This is a genomic window from Candidatus Polarisedimenticolia bacterium, from assembly GCA_036004685.1.
GTDB lineage: Bacteria > Acidobacteriota > Polarisedimenticolia > Gp22-AA2 > AA152 > DASYRE01.
This window is the reverse complement of the sequence record DASYRE010000042.1, coordinates 30450-56500: the sequence shown is the minus strand read 5'-3', so window position 1 is coordinate 56500 and position 26051 is coordinate 30450. Positions and strand designations below refer to the sequence as shown.

19 protein-coding genes are annotated in these 26051 nt (G+C 68.8%); 5 read left to right on the top strand and 14 right to left on the bottom strand.

Annotated elements, in window-relative coordinates:
• Positions 1 to 890: 890 nt before the first annotated feature.
• Genes VGR67_11475 through VGR67_11465 form a run of 3 tightly spaced genes read left to right on the top strand, consistent with a single transcriptional unit; the run spans position 891 to position 5832 of the window.
• On the top strand, positions 891 to 2945 hold the full coding sequence (locus VGR67_11475; GenBank protein ID HEV8337031.1) for a TonB-dependent receptor: 2055 nt from the start codon (positions 891 to 893) through the stop codon (positions 2943 to 2945).
• Positions 2942 to 3895, top strand: coding sequence for an ABC transporter substrate-binding protein (locus VGR67_11470; protein ID HEV8337030.1), 954 nt, complete (start codon positions 2942 to 2944; stop codon positions 3893 to 3895). Before VGR67_11475 ends, VGR67_11470 begins: the two co-directional genes overlap by 4 nt.
• Complete coding sequence (locus VGR67_11465) at positions 3892 to 5832, top strand: ATP-binding protein (GenBank protein ID HEV8337029.1); 1941 nt, start codon at positions 3892 to 3894, stop codon at positions 5830 to 5832. Before VGR67_11470 ends, VGR67_11465 begins: the two co-directional genes overlap by 4 nt.
• An 18-nt stretch (positions 5833 to 5850) precedes the next feature.
• Here the strand turns inward: VGR67_11465 and pyrE are convergent, their stop codons facing one another.
• Positions 5851 to 6411, bottom strand: a complete 561-nt coding sequence (gene pyrE, locus VGR67_11460; protein ID HEV8337028.1) for an orotate phosphoribosyltransferase — start codon at positions 6409 to 6411, stop codon at positions 5851 to 5853.
• Between the two features lie 46 nt (positions 6412 to 6457).
• Between pyrE and VGR67_11455 the strand changes: the two genes are divergently transcribed.
• Positions 6458 to 8038 (top strand): GWxTD domain-containing protein, encoded by a 1581-nt coding sequence (locus tag VGR67_11455; protein HEV8337027.1) that lies wholly within the window; start codon positions 6458 to 6460, stop codon positions 8036 to 8038.
• Here VGR67_11455 and VGR67_11450 read toward each other — a convergent pair.
• The 11 genes from VGR67_11450 to VGR67_11400 all read right to left on the bottom strand — a co-directional run bounded on the left by VGR67_11450 (position 8035) and on the right by VGR67_11400 (position 23655).
• Positions 8035 to 10089 (bottom strand): hypothetical protein, encoded by a 2055-nt coding sequence (locus tag VGR67_11450; protein HEV8337026.1) that lies wholly within the window; start codon positions 10087 to 10089, stop codon positions 8035 to 8037. The genes VGR67_11455 and VGR67_11450 overlap by 4 nt on opposite strands.
• Complete coding sequence (locus VGR67_11445; protein HEV8337025.1) at positions 10080 to 12347, bottom strand: STT3 domain-containing protein; 2268 nt, start codon at positions 12345 to 12347, stop codon at positions 10080 to 10082. Before VGR67_11445 ends, VGR67_11450 begins: the two co-directional genes overlap by 10 nt.
• Complete coding sequence (locus VGR67_11440) at positions 12344 to 12946, bottom strand: non-canonical purine NTP pyrophosphatase (GenBank protein ID HEV8337024.1); 603 nt, start codon at positions 12944 to 12946, stop codon at positions 12344 to 12346. Before VGR67_11440 ends, VGR67_11445 begins: the two co-directional genes overlap by 4 nt.
• A 15-nt stretch (positions 12947 to 12961) precedes the next feature.
• Positions 12962 to 13702 carry a ribonuclease PH gene (gene rph / locus VGR67_11435; GenBank protein ID HEV8337023.1) on the bottom strand — a complete coding sequence of 247 codons (741 nt, stop codon included), beginning with the start codon at positions 13700 to 13702 and terminating at the stop codon, positions 12962 to 12964.
• A complete protein-coding gene (gene murI / locus VGR67_11430; protein HEV8337022.1) occupies positions 13702 to 14514 on the bottom strand; it encodes a glutamate racemase in 813 nt (270 codons plus the stop codon). The genes rph and murI overlap by 1 nt, the downstream gene beginning before the upstream one ends.
• A 1-nt stretch (position 14515) precedes the next feature.
• Positions 14516 to 15142 carry a GerMN domain-containing protein gene (locus VGR67_11425; protein ID HEV8337021.1) on the bottom strand — a complete coding sequence of 209 codons (627 nt, stop codon included), beginning with the start codon at positions 15140 to 15142 and terminating at the stop codon, positions 14516 to 14518.
• On the bottom strand, positions 15139 to 16389 hold the full coding sequence (locus tag VGR67_11420) for an N-acetylmuramoyl-L-alanine amidase (GenBank protein HEV8337020.1): 1251 nt from the start codon (positions 16387 to 16389) through the stop codon (positions 15139 to 15141). Before VGR67_11420 ends, VGR67_11425 begins: the two co-directional genes overlap by 4 nt.
• Positions 16390 to 16770: 381 nt before the next feature.
• The gene (locus tag VGR67_11415) at positions 16771 to 17970 is read right to left on the bottom strand and encodes an isocitrate lyase/phosphoenolpyruvate mutase family protein (protein HEV8337019.1); all 1200 of its coding nucleotides are present in this window, start codon (positions 17968 to 17970) and stop codon (positions 16771 to 16773) included.
• A 35-nt stretch (positions 17971 to 18005) separates the two neighbouring features.
• Positions 18006 to 19586: an aldolase/citrate lyase family protein gene (locus tag VGR67_11410; GenBank protein HEV8337018.1), complete on the bottom strand. Its 1581-nt coding sequence runs from the start codon at positions 19584 to 19586 to the stop codon at positions 18006 to 18008.
• Positions 19587 to 19995: 409 nt separating this feature from the next.
• Complete coding sequence (locus VGR67_11405) at positions 19996 to 21525, bottom strand: sigma 54-interacting transcriptional regulator (protein ID HEV8337017.1); 1530 nt, start codon at positions 21523 to 21525, stop codon at positions 19996 to 19998.
• 75 nt (positions 21526 to 21600) lie between these two features.
• The gene (locus VGR67_11400) at positions 21601 to 23655 is read right to left on the bottom strand and encodes a S9 family peptidase (protein ID HEV8337016.1); all 2055 of its coding nucleotides are present in this window, start codon (positions 23653 to 23655) and stop codon (positions 21601 to 21603) included.
• Between the two features lie 188 nt (positions 23656 to 23843).
• Between VGR67_11400 and VGR67_11395 the strand changes: the two genes are divergently transcribed.
• The gene (locus VGR67_11395) at positions 23844 to 24431 is read left to right on the top strand and encodes a zinc ribbon domain-containing protein (protein ID HEV8337015.1); all 588 of its coding nucleotides are present in this window, start codon (positions 23844 to 23846) and stop codon (positions 24429 to 24431) included.
• 13 nt (positions 24432 to 24444) lie between these two features.
• Here VGR67_11395 and VGR67_11390 read toward each other — a convergent pair whose 3' ends face one another.
• Together VGR67_11390 and VGR67_11385 are read right to left on the bottom strand one after the other, a co-directional pair.
• Positions 24445 to 24963, bottom strand: a complete 519-nt coding sequence (locus tag VGR67_11390) for a ferritin (GenBank protein ID HEV8337014.1) — start codon at positions 24961 to 24963, stop codon at positions 24445 to 24447.
• On the bottom strand, positions 24960 to 26006 hold the full coding sequence (locus VGR67_11385; GenBank protein HEV8337013.1) for a cysteine synthase family protein: 1047 nt from the start codon (positions 26004 to 26006) through the stop codon (positions 24960 to 24962). The genes VGR67_11390 and VGR67_11385 overlap by 4 nt, the downstream gene beginning before the upstream one ends.
• Positions 26007 to 26051: the final 45 nt, after the last annotated feature.

Genomic DNA, 26051 nt, shown 5'->3' with positions numbered 1-26051 from the left:
GAAGTAGGCCACCGACATTTGGCGCCCATTCTTGTCTCGATCGGCCACTTCGGGGACGGGGGCTGGAGGAGAGACCTTAGGCGGCGCGCTTGAGGGCGACGAGGGGTAAATGTCGTCGCCCGGCCAGGTAGCAGACTTCCATTTCGAGTCCGACTCCTGCCTGGCCCCGGACTGGCGCGGCGCACGGAGATCGCCGTGGCGACCGGCAGCGGGGTTCGAAGCGAGGCGGACGGTTTGCCCGACACCGGCCGTGGTAGACCTCGTCGGGGGTGGCGCCGTTAAGCTAGGCCTGAGGCCGGTGGGCGTTGGCATCGGATCATGACCGGAGGATGCCACAGTCCCCGAAGTTCCTGCAAGCAACAGCCGGAGGTAACCTTGTGCCCAAGAGGTGGCGACGAAAGAACAAGGCCGGACGTGCAATCTCAGCCTACCTCAGTTCGAACCTCCGATCACTTGCTCCCCGAGGTGATCCCGGTCCCAAGTCTGAATTGAGTTCGAAGTACTGATCCACCTGGGGAGCCAAACCTTCCCCACCCATTCTTCGTGGATGAAAAGAGTCCCGTCACCAAGCGCAGTCAGGACTCTCGTTCCTCTAGAATCCACGCGAGTTTACTGCCGCCAGGACCCTCCTCCTCCGAGCCGCAGATCCGTTAACCAGAGAGCATAGTAATACCTCCGAGGGCGGGACAATTCTCTCGATCTCTGTCCGGGGCTCCCTGCGGGACCGCCGGGTTCTCGCCAGGGGAGTTAAAGGCCCGGATCACGATTTTGTGACCGGTCACGCGGAAGGGAGGGTGGAAGAGCGGTCGTTCCTTGCGTCAAACGCTTGCGGCGACAATATTTGAGGGGGCCCAAGCGGGCTGAAATCCAACGGCGCACGGGAGATCACCTTGCGGCTGCTTCGGTACCCTCTTCGAATAGGTGGTTTTCTCCACACTCTCGCCACGCTTTCATTCGCGGCCTTCCCGCTCGTCGCCTTGCTCGCGGCGTCCGCTTCCCCGCTCGCCTTCACCGAAGAGACGGACAAGCGCGAGCTGGCGGCGCTGGGGCCGGAGGCGACGCCGCTTCTGGCGCTGCCGCTGACCGACGCGCCGGGGGCGACGACGGTCATCACCGCCGAGGAAATCGAGCGCTCGGCGGCGGCGAACATCTTCGAGCTGCTGCGCCGGGTGCCGGGGGTCGACATCCGCTACACGCCGATGGGCGGGCACATCGGGATCCGGTCGACGGGCGCCTCGCCCTTCACCGAGGAGGTCCTGATGCTGATCGACGGCTCGCCTTACAACAGCCCCGACAAGGGGGGGTTCCCGGGGCATCCGAACTACACCGGGTTCTTCCCGCTCGATCGCATCGAGCGGATCGAAATCATCAAGGGGCCGATCTCGGTCATCTACGGGGCGAACGCCTTCGGCGGGGTGATCAACATCGTCTCGAAGCAGGCGGCCGACACGATCGCCGACAAGATCGAAGGGGTCTCGTCGGGGGCGACGCTGCTGGTGGGGAGCCGCGACACCTTCGACCGGAGGGTCCGGGCGGCGGCGGTGAAGGGGCAATGGGATTCCACCTTCGAGCTGGGCACCTCCGACGGGGCCACGCCGATTCGGCTGAACGGCGACGCCGATCACAGCCGCACCGACGCCTACGTAGCGGCGCGGCGGGGGGCGTTCTCCTTCTCGGCGCTGCACCAGCAGAACCGCAACGGCTCCTTCGATTTCGAAGGGACGCCGACGCGCACGGCGCGGCAAAGCGTCGACATCCTCGACACGCATTACGAGAAGAAGGCCGGGGAGTTCGTCCTGCACGGATCGGCGACGCTCAACCGCTACCGCGGCACGACGTGCGCCGTGTGCCACAACAACCAGACGGGGCCGCCGGACGACGCGGCGACGTCGGAGGTGGGCAACGAGCGCGAGACCGACAGCCGCGTGCGGGTCGCCTTTCGCGCCGACCGGACGCTGACCGACCACCAGGATCTCAACGTCGGCCTCGAGGCCTCCCACGACTCGGTCCACCGCGACATCGTCAAGATCGCCGGCGCGCCCGCGGGGCTGGACAGCGGCGGCGTTTTCGTCCAGCACCAATGGCACTTCCGCGACCGGTCGCTGCACCTGCTGTCGGGCCTGCGGCGGGACTATGCCGAGTTCCTGGGCGGGGCCACCTCGCCGCGCTTCGCGCTGGTGGCCGAGCCGACCGAGAACTTGATCCTGCGCGGCTCGCTGGCGCGCGCCTTCCGGGCTCCCACCTGGAACGAGCGCTACCGCCGCCAGCGCTTCCTCCCCGAGGAGCTGGCGCCCGGCTTGATCCTCGTCTTCCAGGGGAATCCCCAACTGGGTCGCGAGCGGATCGACACGCTCGAATTCGGCGTCTCCTGGCGCGCCGCGGAGCCGATGGTCTTGAAGTTCGACGGCTATTACAACCGGATTCATGACTTCATCCAGCTCGGGCCCGGCGTCTTCACGCCGGGGGTCCCGAACGAGATCCGGCGCGGCTACGAGAACCGGGACCCGGGATTCTCGCTGCGGGGCGGAGAGATCACGCTCCTCTCCCGGCCGCTGAAAAACCTCGACCTCACCGCGGCCTATGCCTTCCGGAGCTCGAGCCTCGACCACGACGACGGGGCGGCGGCGTACGCGCCGCGGAGCCGCGCCATCCTGACGGCGGCGTGGAGTCCCCACCCTCGCTGGACCTTCGACCTCGCGGGGAGCTACTCGAGCGGCTACACCGTCTCCTCGCCCGACGTCTTCGGGGTGCGGCCCCAGCCTTCCTATGAATTGTTCGACGCCGCGGCCCGGTACCACTTCGCCGCCGGCAAGGGAAGGTTCAGCGGCGGGCTGCTGGTGAGAAACGCGACGAACGCGCACCCGCGCGAGACCCTGATCAATGACGACATCGACACTTCCCTGCGCGGCCGGGTGGTGGCGCTCGAGCTGAAGGGCGACTTTTGATCCGACTCATCTCGCAGACTTCGATGGCGCTGACGCTGTTCATCGCCACCGCCGGAGCGGCGCCTGCCGACAATCCGTCCGGGATGCGGGTGAAGATCCTCGTCTCAGGGGAGCACAGCGCCTACCGCCGGGCCGAGGCGGCGGCGCGCGAAGCGCTCATGAAGTCGGCGCCGCGCGCCGAGGTGACGAGTCTCCAGGTCGGCGCCGGGGGCCGGGCCAAGAACGAGCCGGAGCAGCGCCCGTCGCTCATCATCGCCATCGGCTCGCGCGCCGCGCGGGTCGCCCGGGAGATGTTCGACGGCGCGCCGCTGTCGTACGCCATGGTCCTCGATCCCGCTTCCGTCGGGCTTCCGAGCCCCGGTGATTCTCCCGGGGCCAAGGTGACCGGGGTGACGATGGAGGTGACGACCGACCGGCAGTTCGATCTGATGCGCGAGATGGTTCCGGGCCTGCGCCGGATCGGCGTCATCTACGATCCGTCGGTGTCGGGCGAGTCGGTGCGCCGCGCCATCGAAGTGGCGCGCGCCGACGGCCTGGTCCTCGTGCCGCAGGCGGTCCGCTCGGAAGGCGAGGTCCTGCGGGCGGCCCAGCTCCTGTCGGGGGAAGTGGACGCGTTCTGGGCCCTGGCTGATCCGACGGTTCTCACGCCGGCCAACGCGCGCGCCCTGATCCTCCTCGCGCTGCGCGCCAAGAAGCCGCTTTTCGCCGCCTCCGAAGGGTTCGTCCGCAGCGGCGCGCTGGCGGCGCTCGCCGCCGATCCGGAGGAAGTGGGGCGGCGGGCCGCCCAGATGGGCCTCGCGCTGCTGGACGGCAAGTCGCCGAAGGGGCTTCGTCCGGAGCGCCCGCCCAGCGTCGCCCTCTTCCTGAACCGCGCGACCGCGGCGCACCTCGGAGTGAGCCTTCCGAGCGACATCGTCCTGCGGGCCCGGACGATCTATCCCCAGCCATGAAGCGTCTCCTCCGCCTCTTCAACCGGCTCACCGTCCGCATGGTCCTGCCCTTCGCGGTGGCGCTGATCGCGGTCCTCGGAGTGACGACGTTCTTCCTCGGGCGCACCGTGCGGGCCGAAGGGCTGCGCGAGCTGAACGAGCGCGCCAGCCTGCTGGCGGAGACGCTCGCCTACAATGCCGAGCTGCCGCTGCTCGCCCGGGACTCCGAAGCTCTCCGCACGCTGCTCGAAGGCGCCCGGCGCGATCCCGACCTCCTCGAGGCCTCGGTGTTCGACTCCGAAGGCCGCGCTCTGGCGCGGTTCACGGCCGGCGCGCCCTCAAGTGCCGTCCCGCGAACGATGCAGAAGGGATCGATCTTCCTGACCGCCCTCATCCGCACGGAAGGCAGCCCCGCGGCCGGCGGCGATTCGGCGGCGTTCGTCCTGGACGAGCCGCGCGGCAAGCCCGGCACGCCGATCGGCCGGGTCCGGCTGACGATTTCGACCGATCGGACGGTGGCGCGGACGCGGCGGCTGCAATCCCAGATCGCGGGCGCGGGCGCGGGGCTCCTGCTGCTCTGCGTCGGGATCGGCTTCGGGGTGGTCCGGATCATCGGCACGCCGCTGCGCGAGCTGGTGTCGGCGACGCGCCGGGTGTCGCAAGGAGATCTCTCCGTGCGGGTCACCCCCTCGACGGCCGACGAGATCGGCGAGCTGGGGGTGGCGTTCAACCGCATGGCGGCCGATCTCGACGTGACGCGCTCGGAGCTGGAAGCGGAGCGCTCCGCGCTGGAGCGGCGGGTGGAGGAGCGCACCGCCGCGCTGCAGCGCGCCCAGGAGACGCTGCTTCATTCGGAGAAGATGAAGGCGGTGGGGCAGCTCGTCGCGGGCGTGGCGCACGAGCTGAACAACCCGCTGACGGTGGTCCTCGGCTACGCCGGGCTGCTCCGGCAGCAGACCGCCGACGCCGCCACGCAGCGGAAGCTCGACCTGCTCGCCGGCGAGGCCGAGCGCTGCCAGAAGATCGTGCAGAACCTCCTCACCTTCGCCCGGAAGCAGAAGCACGAGCGCGGCATGGTCGACGTGAACGACGCCATCACGCGGACCGTGGGGCTGCGGGCCTACCAGCTCCGGGGCGAGAACATCGAGGTGGTCACCGATCTGGTGAAGGGGCTGCCCGCGACCTGGGCCGACGTGAGCCAGCTCCAGCAGGTGGTCCTGAACCTGATCGTGAACGCTGAGCAGGCGATTCAGGACGCAGGCAAAGGGAGCCGGATCCGGATCGCGACGCGGCAGGCCGAGGGACGCATCGAGATCGAGGTGGAGGACGACGGCCCCGGGATTCCGCCGGGCCTGCGCAGCAAGATCTTCGAGCCTTTCTTCACGACCAAGCCGGTGGGGCGCGGGACGGGGCTGGGGCTGTCGATCTGCTACGGGATCGTGGAGGCGCACGGCGGATCGGTGGACGTGGAAAGCGAGCCGGGCCGCGGAACGACCTTCCGACTCAAGATCCCGATCGCCGCCCGCCCCGCCAACTCCCCCGAAGCGGGCGCGGCGGCGCCGGCCGGCCGGGCGCCCGCGGTCCCGGCGCGAGCCCGCCAGGTCCTGGTGATCGACGACGATCCGGCGGTCCTGCAGTTCGTCGGAGACGCTTTCGCGGGGCTGCCGATCCGGGTCGAATCGGCGATGGGGGGGCGCGACGGCATCGCGCGGCTCGCCTCCGGGCGCGCTTTCGACCTGATCCTCGCCGACATCCGCATGCCCGACGTCGACGGGCGCGCCGTCTTCCTGTACATCCGCGAGAAGCGGCCGGAGCTGGAGAACAAGCTGGTCTTCGCCACGGGCGACGTCGCCAACGCCGAGTCGGCGGACTTCCTCAAACGGACCGGGCGCCCGATCCTGGAGAAGCCGTTCACCGTCGACGCGCTGCGGGAGATGGTGACGAGGCTGTCGAACTGAGAGGCGAGGAGCGGGCGCTTACAGCCCGAACTCCGACTTCACGAAGAGAGGCTGGTAGTCGTAGGCGGCCAGGGCCTGCTTGCCGCCCTGCTCGCGGTCGACCAGGCTGAACACGGCGGCCACTTTCAGGCGGGCTTCCTCCACGGCCCGGATCGCATCCAGCGTGGAGCCGCCGCTGGTGACGACGTCCTCGAAGACCACGACGCGGCTGCCGGCCGCGGGAGGATTCTCGATCAGCCGCCGGGTGCCGTGCGCCTTGCCTTCCTTGCGGACGAGGAAGGCGGCCATCGGCTTCCCCTTCTGCCACGACAGCGCCGCCAGGTGTCCGACGATCGGGTCGGCGCCGATCGTCGGGCCGCCGATCGCGCTCACCTCGCCGGGAAGCGCGACGATCCTCTCCCAAAGCAGCTCCCCGATGAGCGCGACGCCCTCGGGGTGGAGCGTCACGCGCTTGCAGTCGAAATAGACGCTGGAGCGGGCGCCCGAGGCGAGGACGAAATCGCCTTGCAGCAGGCAGCGCTCCCGGATCAGGCTCTTGAGCCGCTGGCGCGTTCCGGCCGTTTCCCCCTCTGTTTCCATGCCCGGTACTATAGCCGGAACGCCGGTCGGCCACAACGAGGCGGCGGTGCTATACTTTCAACAAGCTATGCGTCTCCATCACCTTACGTCCGCCGCGCTCGGGGCGCTTTTCCTGGCTCTGGCCGCGGGTTTCGCGACGCCCCCGGCCCGGGCGGGCGAGAGCCTGTACGAGATCAACGTCGACAAGCCGACGCCGGGATGGCGGGAAGGGCCCGTCCGCTACATCATCACCAAGGAAGAGGACAAGACTTACAAGATGCTGAAGACGGAGCAGGAGCGGGCCAACTTCATCGACCTCTTCTGGCGCCGCCGGGACCCCACGCCGAGGACGGAATACAACGAATTCAAGGAGCAGATCCGGAACCGGGCGCTCGACTCGATCCGCCTCTACTCCGAGACCTCCACCCCGGGATGGCTGACCGACATGGGGAAGATCTACATCCTCGTCGGGCCGCCCGACGAGATGGTCCGCGACCGGGTGGCCCGGGGGCACCGCGGCACGGTGCTCTGGATCTACCGGCATCCCCCCTTTCCCGACCTCCCCCCGAACACCGTCATCGCTTTCGCCAAGAACGTGCAGGGGGAGTACGAGCTGAGCAACAAGCCCACCTTCGACTCCGACGTGGCCCACGGGCTGCAGTTCATGGGGGACAAGCCGCGGGATCCCGACTTCAACCTGCCGATCTTCAACGGCAAGGACCCGCTGCTCCTTTCCCAGGGGGTTCCCTACTCCCAGAGTGATTTCGAGACAAGCTTCATCTATTCGCGCGTGCAGACCCTGCCGCCGAAGGAGGCGGCGATCCTCCACGACGTCGTGGTCACCCGCAGCAGCTTCGAGGTCTTCCCGCTGAAGAGCCGTTATTCCTTCTTCAAGACCGATTCGGGGCAGACGCTCGTGGCCATCACGATCGCCGTCAAGACGACCTCGGTGATGTACCGCTCGGAGGGCGGCAAGGAGCGGCCCGATCTGGGCCTCTTCGGCAAGCTGATCGACCAGGATCATCCGGGGGCGGAGGTGCCGATCTCCTCGCGCGAGGCGTTCGCCCCGGCTCCCCAGAACGACAAGGCGGGAATCGGCGATCACCTCCTGTACCAGGCGGTCGTGCCGGCGCCGCCGGGGCGCTACCTGGCGGTGTTCGCGGCGGAGGATCGGGTGGCGGGCAAGACCGGCGCGTACCGGGAGCCGCTGGTCGTCCCCGATCTCTCGAAGAACGATTCCTTGATGCTCAGCACCCTGACGGTGGCCAAGAGCCTCTCCCAGCACGCCCGCGCCGAAGGCGAGAAGCCGTCGCCGTTCCTCTTCGGATCGCTGGAGATCGTGCAGGCGGCCGAGCCGCTCTTCAAGCCGTCGGATGCGCTGAGCTTCTACTATCAGATCTACAACGTGAAGAAGGATCCCGAAGGACGCGCCAGCCTCGAGATCGATTACGACGTTTCCGCCTTCCAGCCCGACGGCAACGTCTCCCTGGGACGGATCCATCTCGGCCCCACCGCCTCCCAGGCGCAGGCCTACACGCTGCCGCTCGATCGATTCCCGACCGGCGAATACCGGCTGAAGGTGACGGTGAGCGACAAGCTGGCCGGAACCCAGGCCTCGGAAGAGATCTCCTTCTCCGTGATGCCCTAAAACCGGGAGACCCGGAAGCGGTACAGTGCCACGCCGTAGCCGGGAAGCTCCAGCCGGAAGCGATCCGGCTCCCCCGACCCAGCGGGGGAGGCTTCGAGCTTCCGCTGCGCGGCGCGCTCCGCGTGCCGGTACGTCAGCCGCTCGGGCGGCCCCGCCAGCTTCCATCCTTTCTCCAGGACGAGCTCCACGCCGCGTGCCTCGCGCTCGGAGGCGTTGGCGACCGCCAGGATCCAGCTGTCGCCCGACCGCTTGAGCATCGAGTCGATCGATTCGGCCCCCCCTTCCAGGCGATGGGGGAGATCGTTGTAATCGGCCCGCGTCAGGAAGCCGGTCTCGCGCTCCAGCGTCGCGAGCTCGGCGGCGGCGGGGACGAGGACCCGGGTCCAGTAAGGGTCGGCTGATGTCAGGAGCGTGTCGGCGTAGTCCTGGTAGAAATGGAGGCCGGTGGCGCCGTTCAGCACCGCCGCATAGAGCATGTAGCGCAGCTGGTGAAGGTCGGGGCGCGACGCCAGCAGCGCGGCCGCGTCGTGCGGCGCCGCGGCATACGACGGATCCTCGGGGTCCTCCACGATCCGTCCGCTCCCTCCGTTGACCACCATCCAGACCGGCTTCCCCTGGCGCCCGGCGCCGTCGGTGACGTCGTCGGCCAGCCGCCTCGCCGACTGGCGAATGCCGTTGATCGAAGTCTCCGGGAACTCCGACATCAGCCCGCCCACGGCGCCTTTCCTCGGGTTGCCGCCGCGGCGCAGGGTCGCCACGATGTCGAACGCTCCGGAGGCGTGGTAGCGGGCGACGTCGTCCCAACCGTAGGTGTTGAAGTAGACGCCGGCCGGCAGGTCGCTGCCGTAGAGCTCCAGCTGGCGGCCGAAGAGCGAGAGGCGCGCGGCGTTCTCCTTCATCCGGCGCGCCGTGCGCTCCAGCTCGCCGAGATCGCCCCCGATCTGGGGATTGAAGTTCGACTCGTCGAGCCAGACGCCCAGGATTCCCGGCATCCGGTGGATGGCGGGGTGGTACGCGTCACATGCCTCGGCGTGGTCGGGACAGCCGCGGCAGGCGGGACATTCGGCGGCGGCGGGACCGGCGCAGCCGCCGCAGGCCGGGTCGAGCATGGCGGCCATGGCGAACGACTCGATGCCGAGGGACGCCTTCTCCGGAAACGTCCCCCCCGACGTCGTGAAGTTGAAGATCGACAGCCGGGCGACGCCGGCCCAGGTGAGATCGCTCGGAATCATGTGGATTCCCAGCCCGAAGAAGGGACGGCCGTCGCGGCGCACGAGAGCCAGACGTCCCCGATCCCGGCGCGGCGGAGGGGGCGCCGCGCTCGAAGCGGCAAGCCGGAGATCGTCGAGCTGAACCGTGCCGGTGCCGTGCAGCCGGACCTGGAGAAAGAGGTTGAACCGGCCGTCGCTGCCGTTCGCCGGCGGCGGGAAAACGTCGGCCGGCGGCGTCGTAAAGCGCATCTTGCGAAGCTCCCAGGGGGTCGTCCCGTCGCGCCGCGGAGAAGCTCCCGACGGAAACAGGCGCTTCGTCCAGTCGGCGTCGGGGCCCAAGAGCCAGAAGAACAGTCCGCAGCCTTGGCCGTAGCCCCGCGGCTCCGCCACGGCCGACACGAGATCGATGCCGCGGACCCAGACCGAGAGATCGTAGGTGGTCCAGGGCCGCACTCGGACGTCTTGATGGAAATAGACGTTGGTGCTTGGCTTTCCGGCGGCGCGCGAGAGCGAGACCTCCGCCACGCGCTTCCCCTCCGGCGCCCCCGGAATCGCCACCGCCCGGAGCCTCGCGCCCGGCTCGGCCTTCCCCACGATGTCCCAAGCCGCCGGAGAATCGGCCGGTCCCTCCTCGAAGCCGCCGTTCAGGACGAGATTGGCGGCAGGAGACGGCCCGCTGAGACGCGCGGGGGCCGGCGGGATCCGCGAGAATCGGGGCGGTTTCCGGCCGGCGCACGACGCGGGGGCGAGGAGAGCGGGGACGGCGAGAAGCAGGGCCGCGCCGAGGGTTCTGGCGCGGCAACGGACCGGGCCAAGGACGCGGCGGGGCCTCAGTGGCATCGAGCCTGCCGGCGCGCGCCGGCGATCACTTCCTCCTCCGACAGGCTGGTCTCTACGTGGCAGTGCGAGGCCGAGATGACGACGGGCCCTCCGGACGTGTCGCCCCAGACACCGGTGGGATAGGGAACGACGAACGCGAACGCTCCGTCGCGGGCCGCCGTGGTGGTCGCGCTGTAGGTGAACTGCCGCCCGGCGTCGGAGTCGATCCGGATCTTCAAAGTCACCTCCTCGCCCGGATCGGTTCTTCCCTCGATGCGGGCCCCCTTCACGCGCTCGAAGATCTTCACTCGCGAGGCTTCGAGCGGCGCGGCGAGGCCGGGGATCCTCCGCCGGTGGGTCTCCGGAGACTCGTGCACCAGCCGGAACGAAGAGAGCGCGGCGATCTTCTCCCCCGCCGCCTCGTAGGCGGACCCGTCGAACAGGGCCAGCCGGACTCCGAAGGTGCGAAAGAACCGGGGGCTGGGGATAGCGCGCCGGTTGCCGGGCTGGATCGCCAGGTAGTCGTCGACTCTCTTGCCCGACAGCCGCGCGTAGTCGGGGATGGCGTTTTCCTGATTGTAGAGGAGGACGTAGCGCAGGCGCAGGCGATCGAGCTCCTCGACCAGAGGCCCCTCGTCCTCCGCCAGGAAGAGGCGCGCCGATTCGAAGATCGGCTTTTCGTGCCAGGGCGCGAGGCTGAAAGGATTGCAGAAGTTGGGGCGCTCGCCGATCACGGTGACCCAGTGGCCGAACGTGAAATCGGCGAGCACGCCGTATTCGGGGCGCTTGTCGGGCTCCATCAGGTGGCTGGTTTTCGGCGTGCGATCGCGCATCCACTCCAGGGAGGGATAGAGGTGAGGGAGCGCCGGGGTCGACGAGACGTTCCCCGGGAGGGAGTGGATCGACTCCCGGAGGATGGGGGCGAGAGGCAGCAGGATCACCAGCGCCCCGGCGCCGCCGATCGACCAGCGCAGGGATCGCTTGCGGGTGCGGCGCCGCAGCGCGTCGACGCCGGCGCGCAGCGCCCAGAGGATGACGATGCAGTAAGGCACGGCGAAGTAGTTCAGGAACCGGGCCTGCGAGGCGCCGAGCATCGCGGTGAACAGCGACAGGGCGAGCAGGCTGTTCATCCGGACGTCGCCGAACCGGTTCTTCACGAGCGCGCGCCCCAGGAGGAAGAACGCCAGCGGCGCTATATAGAGAAGAGGAGAGAAATACTCGACGAGCTGACCTTCCGGAAGCCTCCAGGCCGGGGTCGACTCCACGAGCAGCGCGATGACCCGATCCTTCCTCGTCAGGAAATCGAGTCCCCCGCTGCCGCGCACCAGAATCCAGCCGCCGAGGCCGAGCAGGAAGAGGACGACGAGTCCCCCTCCCGCGGCGCGCAGCCATCCGAGCCGGCGGCCGGGGGAGAAGATGACTTCCGCGAGCGCTGGAATCAGCAGCGCGGCAGTCCCGAGGATCGCCACCTGGTACCAGGAAAGGAAAAGGTAGCTGAATCGGGAGAGGCCTTCGTGGGGCGAGAGGAGCACCAGCGGGATCAGCAGGAGCGCCCCCCAGAAGATCACTCGCAGCGCGCTGCGCCCGGCCGCCGATTCGGGCCGGCCGAGGAGGCGGTCGAGGATCATCTGCCCCGCCGCGAAGACCGCCAGGAACCCGGCGTAGAGGATCGAGCCGGTCCAGCAGAAGACCCCGAGGGCCAGGGCCACCCCGCCCCAGAACGAGAAGCGGCTGCCGGGATCGTCGCGCAGCGCCCGGAGGAAGAACAGGACCGCCGTGCCGAAGGAGATCATCTCGACCACGTGATGATCGAGCCGCCCCACCGTGGAGATCGCTTGCTGCGCCGGCAGGAACGCGAACAGCAGGGCGGCGGCGAGCGCCTCCCACCGCGCGCGGCCGAGGATCTCCTCCGCCAGGAGCAGCACGAGCACGGCGGTGACCGCCCCGACGAACGGGATCAGCAAGGCCGCCGTGACTTCCACCTGGTGACGGGTCGGATGCCCGAGCCCGGCGATCCAGGAGACCCCGGCGACGAAGAGATCGAATCCGGGAGGCCAGGTGATGCGGGCCCCCTGCGGGAAGTTGGTGTAGAAGTCGAAGACGGGGACGCGCGGGAAGTGCGTCAGGGTGAGCAGGACGCGCCGCAGGTGATAGTAGGGATCGTCGAACCCGAGGAGGACGCGGTCCCCCGCCAGCACCGATCGGACGTTCCGCAGGCGCAGGGCCAGGGCCACGCCGTAGACGAGCAGCGCCCGGCCGAGCAGTCCGGCTTTTTTCACTTGAGGAGGCCCGCGTCCCGGCGCAGCGAGTTGACCGCCAGGGCCAGCGCGCGGCCGCGATGGCTCACCTGCCGCTTCACCGCCGGAAGCATCTGGGCGAACGTGAGGTGCAGGCTCGGATAATAGAAGATCGGGTCGTAGCCGAAACCGCCGGTCCCGCGCGGCTCGCGCAGGAGAACCCCCTCCGACTCGCCGCGAAACGTGCCGACGACCTTGCCCGGCAGCGCCAGGACCACGACCGCCACGTACTTCGCCCGCCGCTCCCCGTCGGGGACGGCCGCGACCGCCTCGAGGAGCTTGCGCGTCCGCTCCGGGTCGCTCAGCCCCGCGCCCCCGTACCGGGCGGAGAGGACGCCCGGCGCCCCTCCCAGCGCCGCCACCTCGATCCCCGAATCATCCGACAGGGTGGGCAGGCCGGTGGCTTCGCCGTAATGGAGCGCCTTCCGGGTCGCGTTCTCCTCGTACGACGTCTCCTCCTCCGGGCAGTCGGGGACGTCGGGGAAATCGAAGGCGCCCCGCAGCGTCAGGCGGAGCGGGACGAGCGCTTCGGCGATCTCGGCGAACTTGCCTCGGTTGCGGGTCGCGATGAGAAGCTCCACCGGGGGAAGCCTCCGTCACTGGAGCAGCGAGGGCAGGAAATCGGAAAGCAGGCTCCGCTGGCGTTCGAACAGGCGGTCGATGCCGTCGTTCGCCAGCTGGAGCATCTTCTGCATCTCCTCCGGCGTGAAGGGCGTCTTCTCGGCGGTCCCCTGTACTTCCACGTATTTCTGGGCGGAGGTGCGGACGATGTTCATGTCGACGTCGGCGCGCGAATCCTCCTCGTAGCTCAGGTCGAGGCTCGGCGTCCCCTCCAGGATCCCGACCGAGGTGGCGGCTACCAACCCGTTCAGAGGCTTCTTCAGGAGCTGGTCGCGATCCCGCATCTTGCGGAACGCCAGCGCCAGCGCGACGAATCCGCCGGTGATCGAGGCGGTCCGGGTACCCCCGTCGGCCTGGATCACGTCGCAGTCGATCCAGATCGTCCGCTCGCCGATGGCGGAGAGCTGGGTCACGGCGCGCAGCGAGCGGCCGATCAGGCGCTGGATCTCCTGGGTGCGCCCCGAGGGGCGGCCGCGCGACGCCTCGCGCTGCGTCCGCACGTCGGTGGAGCGCGGCAGCATGCCGTACTCCGCGGTGATCCATCCGTGGCCCTGCCCGCGGAGCCACTGGGGCACGCGGTCCTCCTGGCTCGCCGTGCAGATCACCTTCGTGTCGCCCAGGACGATCTGGGCCGAGCCTTCCGCGTACTTGTTCACGCCCAGCTCGATTCGAATCTCGCGCATCTGGTTCGGGCCCCGTCCGTCCTTCCGCAGCATCAGCTCTCTCCCGTGATGTCGACCTGTTCGAGCCGCGCCAGCGGCATCCCCAGAAACCTCGAGCCCACCTCCTCGAAGCGCCGCGAAGAGTCGGTCACGAAGAAATGGTGCGAGCCCTTCTCCCTGCCTTCGGCGAGGAGGCCCTTCTCCGCGAGCAGCATCGCCGTCTCCTCCGCCACCGCCGCCGCGGAGTCGACGAGCGTGATGGCGTCGCCGAGCACTTTCGCGATCACCCCGCGCAGGAGCGGGTAGTGCGTGCATCCCAGGACCATGGCGTCGATGCCGCGCTCGTCGAAGGCCGACAGGTAGCTCCGGGCCACGAGCAGCGCCACTTCCGATTCGGCCCACCCCTCCTCCGCGAGCGGGACGAAGAGCGGGCAGGCCACCGCCGTCACGCGCGCCTCGCGCCGGGCGCGCCGGATCGCCTCCGGATAGGCGGCGCTGCGAATCGTGGCCTCCGTGGCGATCACGCCGATCCGCCCCGTGGCGCTCGCGCGGCAGGCGCGGCGGGCCCCCGGATCGATCACCCCGAGCGACGGCACCGGCAGCTCGTCCGCCAGCGCCGGCAGCGCCAGGGCGGAGGCGGTGTTGCAGGCGACGACCAGCGCCTTGATCCCGCGCCGCAGGAGGAAGCGGGCCGACTCCCGCGTGTAGCGGGTCACCGTCTCCTCCGACTTCGTGCCGTAGGGCACGCGCGCCGTGTCCCCCAGATAGAGGAGGCTCTCCGCCCGCAGCCGCGCCGACAAGGCCCGGAAGACGGTCAGCCCGCCGATCCCCGAATCGAAGACGCCGATCGGCCGCGGATCGGCCACCTCAGGGCCCCTCCTTCTGCGAGACGATCGACATGTCGGGGAGATAGGCTCGGGTCAGGTCCAGGTGCTCCCGCAGGGTGCTGCGCTCCTCCCCTTCCACGAGAATCTTGACCCGCTTGATCTCCGGGAAATTGAAGGTGAGGGTGTCGACGAGCGAGAAGACGGTGTCGATCTCTCCCGAGGAGCCGCCGGGATGCGCGTCGACGAACGCCCGGGAGAAGTCGACGTAGGCGGTCCCGTCGGCCGCCAGGTAGACCTCCCGCAGCTCCGCCGCGGACGGGATCGTGGGCAGCAGCGACTCCCGGGGTCCGTCGATCAGCTCCTTGATCGTCTGGCGGGCTTGATCGGTCACGGTGTCGGTCAGAAAGATCTTCCGCTTCTCGCCTTGCAGATCGACTCCGCCCTGCGCCTGGAAGAAGAGCGTGACCTCCCGCTGGTTTTGCTCGGAGCCTTCGACCGGGGAGCGGCTCAGGGCCGGCGTCTCGGGGGACGCGGCCTGCTCCGGAGTGGGCGCGGGAGCCGGCGTCGCGGCCTTGCGCGAGTCGACCTTCCAGAGCATCGCTGCGGCGATCAGCGAGACGGAGAGGACCATCGCGCCCAGGAGGAACGCCTTGTCGCGGGGCTTCATCGCAGTCCCAGCTGTTTTTCGGAGCGTTCCTTGAAGGCGGCGACGCTATCGACGATGGCCGCGGCGATGCGGTCCCGGTAGACCCCTTCCTTGAGCCTCGCCTCTTCTTCGCCGTTGGTGATGAACCCGATCTCCACCAGGACGGCGGGCATCGTGGCCCCCATCAGCACCCGGAACGGCGCCTGCTTGACGCCGCGGCTCTCGATGCGCAGCGCGTCGTTCAGGTTCTGCTGGATCGTCTCGGCCAGCTGGCTGCTCTCGGAAAGGAATTGCGACTGCGCGAGATCCCAGAGCACCATCCCGAGGTTCGAATTGCCGGGGGGGGCCGCCACGCCCAGGGTGTTGTTCTCCAGCGCGGCCAGGGCGCGGGATTCGTCGTCCGTCGCCTGGTAGGAGAGGAAATAGGTCTCGGCGCCGCGGGCCTCTTTCGCGCGCGAGGCGTTGACGTGGATCGACAGGAAGAGATCGGCGCGCTCGTGATTGGCGATGGCGGTGCGCTCGTCGAGCGGCACCTGCTTGTCCCCTTCCCGCGTGAGGATCACGTTCACCCCGAGCTTGCGGCTCAGGCCGGCCTGGATCCGGCGGGCGACGTCGAGCGTCACGTCCTTCTCGAGCAGGCCGGTCGGGCCTTTCGCCCCGGTCTCGCTTCCCCCGTGGCCCGCGTCGACCACGATCACCTGGATCCCGGGCTTCTTCGTCGGCACCGGGATGCTCCGCGCCGTCGGGCCCTCCGGGACGGGCGCGCGCCCCGGCGGCTCCTGCTCGGGTAGGCGCGGCGGCGGCTCCGCCCCCGGCGCGGCGCGCGCGCCCGCGCCGAGCGGCGAGGGGCCCGGGACACCGGCGCGCCGCTGAAAATCGATGACCAGGCGGAAGGGGGAGGTCATCTCGAAGGAGCTCACCGATCCGAACTCGGGCCCGGTGAAGAAAAGGAGATCGGTCTGGCGCGAGCCGCGATCGAGCTTGAAGCGATCGAGCACGGGATCGTCCAGCCTCTTCGACTTGAAGGGAATCGATCGGAAAGATCCCTGGAGAGTCAGGGTGACGCGATCGGCCTGGCGGAGAATCTGGTAGGCGGGGCGCGCCGGGAACTCCAGGATGACGCGGGTCGCAAGCGGCAGATTCTGGATCCGCACCCCGACTTCGCCCTCGCCCAGCTCCGCCGCCCCCGCGGCGAGCGCAGCCAGCAGGATCGCGAGGGCGGACGCCGCCGCCGCGGACCGGACAGGGAGCTGAATCGGATGTGGCAACGGATCCTCGGGCCCTGGCACGCCAGGGCCAAGCCTCGGCTGACGAGGGTAGCGTGACCGGGAAGGATAGGCAAGTGATCGGGGAGCCGTCAACTCGGCGGCGGGCCGGCGCCGCCCGCGCGAGTCGAGACCGTTGAGTTGGCGAAGGTTATCTCTTTATTGCCGGCCGCCTGCGGCGCGACCGCGACGGCGAGGACGCGTCGAGACGCAATCCGCGGCGCCATCCGGGGCGGACCCGCCGGCGATTGGTAGCGTGACCAGGGTAGTAGTAAGGATGAGACGCGAGACCGTTCCTCTGCCGCTTTGGCTCGGGGCGCTTCTCGCGGCCGGCGGGATTACCGCCTTGCCGAGCGAATCCCGCGGTGGCTCCCGAGCCGGCCGCTACTTCCGGCCGTCCTTCGCAACCTTCTCGAACGTCAGCCAGCGATCGGTCCCCGCGAAGGCCTGGTGCTTCCGGGTCACGGGCTCCAGCCCGGGCTCCGCCACCTCGCTGATCTGCAGGTCGGCCAGCGCCTCCAGCCCGCTGGTGCGGAACGCCCTCAGGGCGCGCTCCAGCGCCATGCCGCTGGACCGGAAGGCGAGCAGCGTGCAGAACTGCAGCGCGTAGCCGAGCTTTCCGAGATCGGCGTTGGTCAGGAGCGTTCCGCCCTGCTTCGCCTTGCCCCAGTGCAACGACGGGGAGAGGTTGAAGCCGAGCATCTGGTTCGGATAGCGCTCGTGGATCGCCTCGGCGAACTGCCGGGGACCGTCCAGGAGCGTGTCGTTGAACTCCGGCCAGATCACGTCGACGATGCCGAGCGAGGCGGCCTCGAGGCCGCGCTCGATGGCGTTGCGGATCCCGGGCTCACGTCCCCCCGGGACGGCGCCGTCGACCGCGTCGGTGCGGGCGATGATCACGACGTCCTTGCCGGCGGCCTGGGCCGCCGCGCGGATGGCGATCAGTTTCTCGATCCAGCGGCGCGTCTCGACCAGCACTTTGGGCCGCTTCTTGCCGTGATGGGCGACGATGTGGCCGCAAGTGCGCTCCGCGGGGTCCTGATCTTCCAGGTGCACCCCGGCGACGCCGGCGCGGATCAGCTCCCGGGTGAGGGTGAAGGTCTGGGTGGGCCCTCCGAACCCGGCCTCGATGTCGGCGAAGATGGGAGGGACGTTGAGGATCTCGCCGCCGGTGTCGTAGAAATGCGTGTCGCGGGTCCCCTCGACGCCGCGGATCAGCTCGCGGACGAGATCCACCATCGAATGCGAGGGATAGATCCCGATGTCGGGATACATGCTGTGGGCGACGGCCAGCTGCCAGCCGCTCGCGTAGATGGCGTCGAACCCGACCCGGGTGAGCATCGAGGCGGTCAGGGCGTCGAAAGCGCCCGCGGTGTGCGTGAAGGAGTTGCGCGGATCCGAGTGCCGCTTCTCGAAACGCTCCCGCAGCATGGCGCGCAGCTTCAGGCAGGGGTCGATCCCTTCCGGCGGCGCGAAGAGCCGCGCCACCTCTTCCTCGGGATATCTCCAGGTCCGTTCCTCCGCCGCGCCGACCGCCACTTCCACCCCCGCTTCGCTCACCGCCGCTTCCACCTCCAGTCCCATGATCCTCACCTCCGGTTTTGGATTTATTCCAGCCGTTAGAATTCGCCCCGCCGAATCATCGCTTCCGACAGCTCGCGCGCCCGGCGATAGCGTCGCGCCACGCCTGCCTCGTCCGGGCCCGCGGACGCGAGAATCTTCTCCAACTCCTCGTCGAACAGCCGGCTGACGAGCTCCAGCGTGATCGCCGCTCCCTCCTCCGTCGCCACGCCGTGCCGGATCCTCTGGGCGATCATCAGCCGGTAGATCCGATCGGTGGCGAGATCCTCCATGAACCCCCCGATCAGGTTTCCGTGATGGTCGAAGCCGCGGATCAGCCGCGCTCCCAGTCCCGAGAGCACTCCGAAGCGGTATTCGATCACCGTCCGCACCGCGTCGCGCGTCCCGGCCAGGCTGACGTGCCCCACGCCCCGGGGGTTCGGCGTCAACTGGGGCTCGGCGGGAGCTTCCGGATGGGTCACGCCGATCTGGTTGGGGGACGGGAACTGCCGGATCGCCCCTTCGTGCTGGTCGGGGTGTCCGGTCCAGGCGCCGTCGAACCCCGCCGCCGCTTCGTTGCTCTTGTCGACAGCGAGGCGCTCCAGGGCGATCCGGTTCAGCTCCGCGTTCTTGCGATCCGGGAAGAGCGCGGTCATGCCGCCGATGGCGAGGGCCCCGCGGCGGTGGCACACGTCGACCAGCCGGAGCCGGACGTTCTGGAAGAAAGGGATGTCGTGGGGAATCGTGTTTCGATCCGGGAGAATCCACTCCGGGTCGGCCAGCTTGTAATGGAGCAGGCTCGCCATGTAGTCCCAGCGCCCCAGGTTCAGACCGATCGCGTGGCGGCGCGACTCGTGGAGGATCTCCTCGATTTGCAAGGCCGCGGGGAGCGATTCGATCAGGAACATCACCTTCGTGGTCCCGACCGGGAGGCCCACCGCTTCCTCCATGGCCGCGATCAGGTCGCTCCACCACCTCGCCTCCTCCGCCGATTCGGTCTTGGGGAGATAGAAGCAGAGCTTGCGTTGCGCGGAGGGGTCCTTGGCGACCGCCCGCCGCTCGGCGGCGGTCCGGAAGAAGACCACGGCGAGATCGAACAGCGAGGCGGAGACCTCCTCGTGCGGCACCACCCGGCCTTCCGCGAGGTGCAGCCCCCGGGGGCGGTAGAACATGAGCTGGCGGCTGGAGCGAATCTCGTGAATTCTTCCCGACTCGGGGTCGGTCCACGCCAGCTCGCCGCGGATGGCGGCGACGGTGTTCTCCTGGGCCGCCCGCACGTGGTCCCATTGGGTCGTGATGGAGTCTTCCCCGTCGGGCATGCAGCCGGGGTCGGCGGTGTTGCACATGGCGATCAGGAGCTTGGGATTGTCGGCCGGGCCGGTAATCTGATTGCGCTGGTCCAGGGACCAATCGGGAAGCTCGATCCGCCAGCTGGCCGTCCGGGCTTCCGAAACGGGCAGGTAGCCCGGAAGCGATCCTGCGTGCGCGGCGGCGAGCACCCGGGCGCGGGATTCCAGAAGGGCCGTGCGCCGCGGCTCGAACTGGCTTCGGAGACCGGCGAGAAACTCCAGGAAGCCGTTGGGGAGTTCGGGGGTCGCGGGGGTCGCGACTTCGCCGGCTTCGAGCTCCGTGGATGCCATGCTTCCCATCGTGTCGTTTTCCATCGCCCTCTGGTCTGCGCCGTTTGCCGCTGGTTCGGCGTCTCTTTTAAGGCAATCCCCATACCACCTGCCTTCCCCTCGCCGGCGCTACGGGTTTCCGGCTCGCAGCTCTATGAAAGCAGTGGAGATCGCGAAACGGCGGGAGGCCCCGCGCGGGCTCGAGGTCTCGACACATTTGTCGATGTGACCAATTCTTTCTACAAAGATGTCGATAAATCTTCAGGCCGCCCGGCGTCGTCCCATCGCACGAACCCGATGTGGGAAAAGGCCGAGGTCTTGAGCTGTTTCGGAGGAAGCAGCGCGCGGCGGGGTGGGAGCCCTGCGCCGGGGCGGCTTTACGACATGAATGTCGAGAAATTCCCACGGTTCGACATTAATGACGAGGCGGCTAGGTCTTGCGCGGAGCAGCCTGGCGCGACTCGAGCCGGTACTTCCGCGTTTTGTAGCGCACCATCCTCTCCGAAATCCCGAGAAGGCGGGCGGCCCGGCTCTGGTTGCCGTCGGCGTTGGCGAGCGCCTCGCTCAGGAGCTCCTTCTCGAGCTGGGCCACCGCCGCCCGGAGCGACGGGGCGTGCCCCTTCGGGCGGCCCGCAGCCTGGATGTTCGGGGGAAGGTGGTAGGGATAGAGGGTCAGGCCGGTGCAGACGAGGACGGCGCGCTCCATCGCGTTCTCCAGCTCGCGGACGTTCCCGGGCCACGGGTAGGCCATGAGAAGCTCCAGCGCCCCGGGAGAGAAGCGCCGCACCGGCTTCTTGTTGGCGCCGGCGCTGCGCTCCAGGAAATACTCGGCCAGGATGGGAATGTCGCTCTTGCGATCCCGCAAGGGGGGAAGGTGGATGGAGACGACGTTGAGGCGGTAGTAGAGGTCCTCCCGGAACGATCCGGCCGCTACCGCCGCCTCGAGATCGCGGTTGGTCGCGGCCAGTAGGCGGGCCGAGCACTTCAGGGTCTGGCTCCCGCCCACCCGTTCGAACTCCCGTTCCTGGAGGACGCGAAGGAATTTCGCCTGGGTGGCCGGAGTGAGCTCGGCGATCTCGTCGAGAAAGATCGTGCCGTCCCCGGCCAGCTCGAAGCGCCCCTTCTTCCGCTCCATGGCGCCCGTGAAGGCCCCCCGCTCGTGGCCGAACAGCTCGCTCTCGATGAGCGTGTCGGGAAGAACGGCGCAGTTCACCCGCACGAAAGGACGGCCGGCGCGGCCGCTGAGGTGGTGGACGGCGGCCGCCACCAGCTCCTTGCCGGTGCCGCTCTCGCCCCGCAGCAGGACCGTCGCGTCGGAGCGCGCCACCTGCTCCGTCATCCGGAAAAGCTCCTGCATCCGCGCGCTGTTGCCGATAATGTTCTTGAACTGGACGCGATCGCCCGCGACCGGGGCGGCGCCCTCCCCGTCGGCGCGGTGCGGCCGGGCCGCATCGCCGCGCCGCTGCAGGCGGATGAACAGGCCCAGCAGCGCCGCGACCCCGGAGAGGAAGATGAGATCCTCCTCGAATCCCGCCGACTCCCGGGGGGAGCGGTCCACGCTCAGCGTCCCGATGGGACGATCGCCTTCGAGGATGGGCACGCAGAGAAAAGCGGCGTCGGGGGAATTCTTGCGGGCGCCCGTCCGGTCCAGGAATTGAGGCTCCTTGGAGATCCGCGGCACCACGACCGGCTCGCCTCCGGCCATGACCTGGCCGGTGATTCCTTCCCCGATCTGGTAGCGGCCCCGCCGCTTCTCCTCTTCGGACAGGCCGTGGGCCGCCGCGATCTCGAGGTCACGGCGTCCGGGATGCAGGAGGCTCACGGTGCCGCGCTCCATCCTGAGCTCGCGGGCGAGGCTCTCCACCACCAGATCGAGGCCGCGGGAGAGGGAGGTCGCTCTTCCGAGGGCCCGGCTGATCTCCTGGATGGCTTGCAGCTCTTTGAAGCTTCTTCCGGCCATGGGCGCCGCCTCCCGCCGCGCGCCGCCGCGGACGCGGACGCGGAGATTCTAATCCAGCGCCCGCGCGGGCGAAACTCAATGCGGCGCCTTGGTCCACTGATCCAGCCAGGCGAGGACCGTGTCGTGCCAGAGGATGCTGTTCTGCGGCTTGAGGACCCAGTGATTCTCGTCGGGGAAATAAAGGAACTTGCTCGGGATCCCGCGGCGCTGGAGGGCCGTGAAGACGGAGATCCCCTGGCTGTAGACGATGCGGTAGTCCTTCCCTCCATGGACGACCAGCATCGGGGTCTTCCAATTCTTCACGAAGTTGGTCGGGTTCTGCCGCTCGTAGCCTTCGGGGTTGTCCCACGGCGTGCCGCGGTGATCCCATTCCGGGAACCAGAGCTCCTCCGTGTCGAAATAGGCCATGCGCTCGTCCAGATTGCCGTCGTGGCTCACCAGGCAGCGGAAGCGGTCCGGCCAATTGCCCTCGATCCAGTTGACCATGTAGGCGCCGTAGGAGGCGCCCAGGGCGCTGACGCGATTCCCGTCCAGCCAGGGATAGCGCGCCAGCGCCGCGTCGAGGCCCTTCTGGAGGTCGACGAGCGGCTTGCCGCCCCAGTCCCCCCCGATCGCGTCGCTGAAGGCCTGCCCGTAGCCGGTCGACCCGTGGAAGTCGATCATCACCGAGGCGTAGCCGGCGCCCGCGTACGCCTGCGGATTCCAGCGGTAATGGAAGTGGTTGCCGAACGATCCCTGCGGGCCGCCGTGGATCAGGAAGGCCACCGGATACTTCCGGCCCTCCTGGTAATCGGCCGGCTGCACGACGTAACCGTAGACGGGGTCGTCGTTCGCCCCCTTGAAGGAGAACTGCTCCGCCTTGCCCATGCGCGCATCCCTCACTTTGGTCCCGTTCATGCTGGTCACCACCCGGAGGCTGCTCCCGTCGGGGTTGACCGAGAACAGCTCCGCCGGATGGTTCAGATCGTCGGCCAGGTAGACGAGGCGCGACCCGGCCGGCGAGGGATTCGACAGGGTGCCCTCCTTGACGATCGTCCGGACCTTTCCGGTGGAGGCGTCCACCGCGAAGAGCGACGCTTGCCCGAGATTCTCCGCGGTCGTGTACAGCGTCCTTCCGTCCGCCGACCAGATCAGGCTCTGGGGCGAGCGATCCCAGTCTCCGGTCAGCCTCCGGTCCCGCCCCCCGGGCCAGGAGCGCAGCACGATCACGTAACGGTCCGCCTCGTAGCCGGGCCGGGCCATGGCGAGATAGGCGAGCGTCTTGCCGTCGGGGGAGAAGGCGGGCTGCGTGTCCCACGCCGGGTTGTCGGTGATCCGCTTCGCCGGGGCCGAGCCGTCGGCCGGCGACAGGAAGAGATCGAAGTTCGTCGACCAGGCCTCCTCACGCCCCGCGTCGCGGGCCGAGAAGAGAATCGCCTTCCCGTCCGGCGTGAAGGTGAACTCTTCGGTCCCGCCGAAAGGCTTGGAGGGCGAGTCGGCGTCCATCCCTTTCATGGCGTCGACGGGGCTCCCTCCCGCCGCGGGCAGGACGAACAGGTGCGATCGCCGGCCGTCGCTCCAAGCGTCCCAATGCCGGATGAAGAGACGGTCGAAGATCTGCCCGGTGGCTTTCCGGCCGGCGATCTCGTCCAGACGTTTCGTCGTGCATTCCAGGCTGGCGCAATCGGGAAACACTTCCAGGGCGACGGCGAGCCTCGAGCCGTCCGGAGACGGGAGGAAAGCGTTCACGTCGAGCGGCAGGTGCGTCGCCTGTTCCGCCTCCCCTCCGTCGGCCGGGATCCTCCAGACCTGGGACGTCCCGGATCGGCTCGAGAGAAACCAGATCCGGCGGCCGTCCGCGGACCAGCGGGGCGCGCTGTCACCCGCCTCGTGGCTCGTGAGCCGCCGCAGTCCGGTTCCATCGGCTCTCACCAGATAGAGATCGGAGCGCCGCTTGTTGGCCTCGAGGTCCACGGCGCTGACGCTGAAGACGATCCACTTGCCGTCCGGGGAGACCTGGGGCTCGGAGATCCGATCGAAGGCGACCATGTCGTGGACCGAGAAAGGGTGCGCGCCGGCGGCCAGGACCGCCGCCGGAGCCGTCACGGAGAAGATCAAGATGCAAGTCAGGCTGGGGAGCCAGGGGCGCATGAAGGTCTCTCCTCCCGGGAGTTGAAAAAGGATTGGTGCGGCCGGCGCATTCTGTGTGGAGCCGCCGGAAGGATAGGCAGGTCGGGCGCGCCGCGTCAACCGCTCGCGGCGATGGCGGGCCGGAGAGAAACTCGCTAGGATGGGGGCGGTGACGCTTTTCCCCGGACCGTCTTGCAGAGGGAGGAGCCATGGACTTCGTGCGGCACTGCCCGCGCTGTCACGCCGACTACCGGCCCGAAATCCTGACTTGCGCCGATTGCGGCGGCGACCTGGAGATCCGGCAGGAGGAGACCGATCCCGAGCGTGAGATCGAGGCGGCTTCCGAGCCTCCCCCGGGGGTCTACCGATCTCTTTATTACACTTCCGTGGTCGAGGACCTGGAGCCGCTGGCCGCGGCCCTGACCCGCGCGGCCATCCCGTTTCGCATCGAATCCTCCGAAGAGCAGCGCGCCACGACCCTCGTCCCGCACAGCCGGTTCGATCTGAGCGTGCGCGACGAGGAGCGGGAGGCGGCGCGCCGGATCCTCGCGGAGCTGCCCGATTTCCCCGAGCCGGAGAGCGGTTCGGAAAATCCCGAAGCGCCGTTCGACCCGGAAAGGGGTTATGCCCGCTGTCCCGCCTGCTCCGCGAGTCTCGCCGCCGGAACGGACAAATGCCCCGATTGCGGGCTCGCCCTCGCCGGCAGCCTGGAGCCGCTGCTCTGCTCCGACTGCGGTGCCGAAGTCTCCCCGGGCGATTCCTCCTGTCCTCGCTGCGGCGCCGCCCTGGAGGGCTGAGAGGAGAGCGCGGCTATTTCCCGGCGCCGGCCGGCTGGCCCTGCGGCGCCCGCATTCCCAGCCATCGATCGATCTCCAGCAGTCCCGCCGAGTCGCCGCCGACCATTTGAAGCCGGGCGGCGACCTCGCGCGCCGTCTTCTCCTCCTCCACCTGCTCGTTCAGGAACCATTCGAGCTGGACCACCGCCGGGTAGGCTTTCTCCTTGAAGACCAGCTCGTACAGCGAGTCGATCTGGGAGCTCACCGATTTCTCCTGCTCGTAGGCGATCTCGAAGACTTCCGCCAGCGACTGGAACTCGCTGCGCGGCTTCTCGAGGTTCGGAAGCTCCGGCTTGGTGTTGCGGGCCAGCATGAAATCGAAGAGGCGCATGGCGTGGCCGTATTCCTCCTGGCTCTGGAGCCGGAGCCAGCGGGCCGCGCCGGTGAAGTTGCTGCGCTCGCACCAGGCCGACATGGCCAGGTAGGTGTACGAGGCGCTCAGCTCGGAATGGATCTGGCCGTTGATCGCATCCAACACGATCTTGCTCATCATGCGCGCTTCTCCCCGGGCTCCAGGCCCGAAATCGAAAGTCCTTGAGCGCCTTCCCGGATTTCGTCGAGGAATCCGTGGCGTCGCATCCAGTCGTCGTTGAAAATGGTGCTGAGATAGCGGCCGCCGGAATCGGGAAACAACGTGACGACTCGGGCCGGAGCGTCGAGACGGCGCACCAGCTCGCGGACCCCCCATAGCGCGGCCCCGCTGGAGCCCCCCGCCAGGATCGCCTCGCAGCGCGCCAGCTCGCGCGCCGCCAGGAAAGCGTCCCGATCCGTGACCTGGAGCATCTCGTCGATCAGCTCGAACTCGGGGCACCCGATGACCTCCTCGTCCCCGAGTCCCTCGAGCAGGCCCGGCGAGGGTCGGCCGGGCTTCCCGGTCTTGAAAAAATCGTGAAACACGGAGCCGACCGGATCGACCGCCACGATCCGGACGCCGGGATCCTGCTCCTTGAGGTAGCGGCCCACGCCGCACAGCGTGCCTCCCGTGCCGATCCCCGCCACGACGTAGTCGATCCGCCCCTCCATCTGGCTCCAGATCTCGGGGCCGGTGGTCCGATAATGGGCTTCGTTGTTGGCGCGGTTGTTGTGCTGGTCGGTGAAGTAGGCGCCCGGCGTCTCGGCCGCGAGCCGCTGCGCCTTGCGATTGTAGCTCTCGGGATCCTCGGGCGGCAGGCCGCCGTCAACGAGCACGAGCTCGACTCCCATGGCCCGCAGGCAGTCGAGCTTCTCCCGGCTGGTCTCACGCCGGACGACCATCTTGCAGCGCAGCCCCTCGAGCACCGCCATCATCGCGAGGCCCATCGCCGTGTTTCCGGAGGAGCTCTCGATGATCACGTCGCCGGGGCGCACGGCGTCTTCGTGTCGCGCCTTCTCGATCATGAAGCGTGCGATGCGATCCTTCACGCTGCCCATCGGATTCATGAATTCGATCTTGGCGAAGACCTCGCCGGCGAAGCCCGGAACGCTCCGCCGTAGCCTCACCAAAGGGGTCCACCCGACGGCTTCGGAGATGTTGTCGCACACGCGCAGGCCGGCCATGCGGCCGAGTATATCCTACCGGCGCGGCCGCTGAGGTGGTGGACG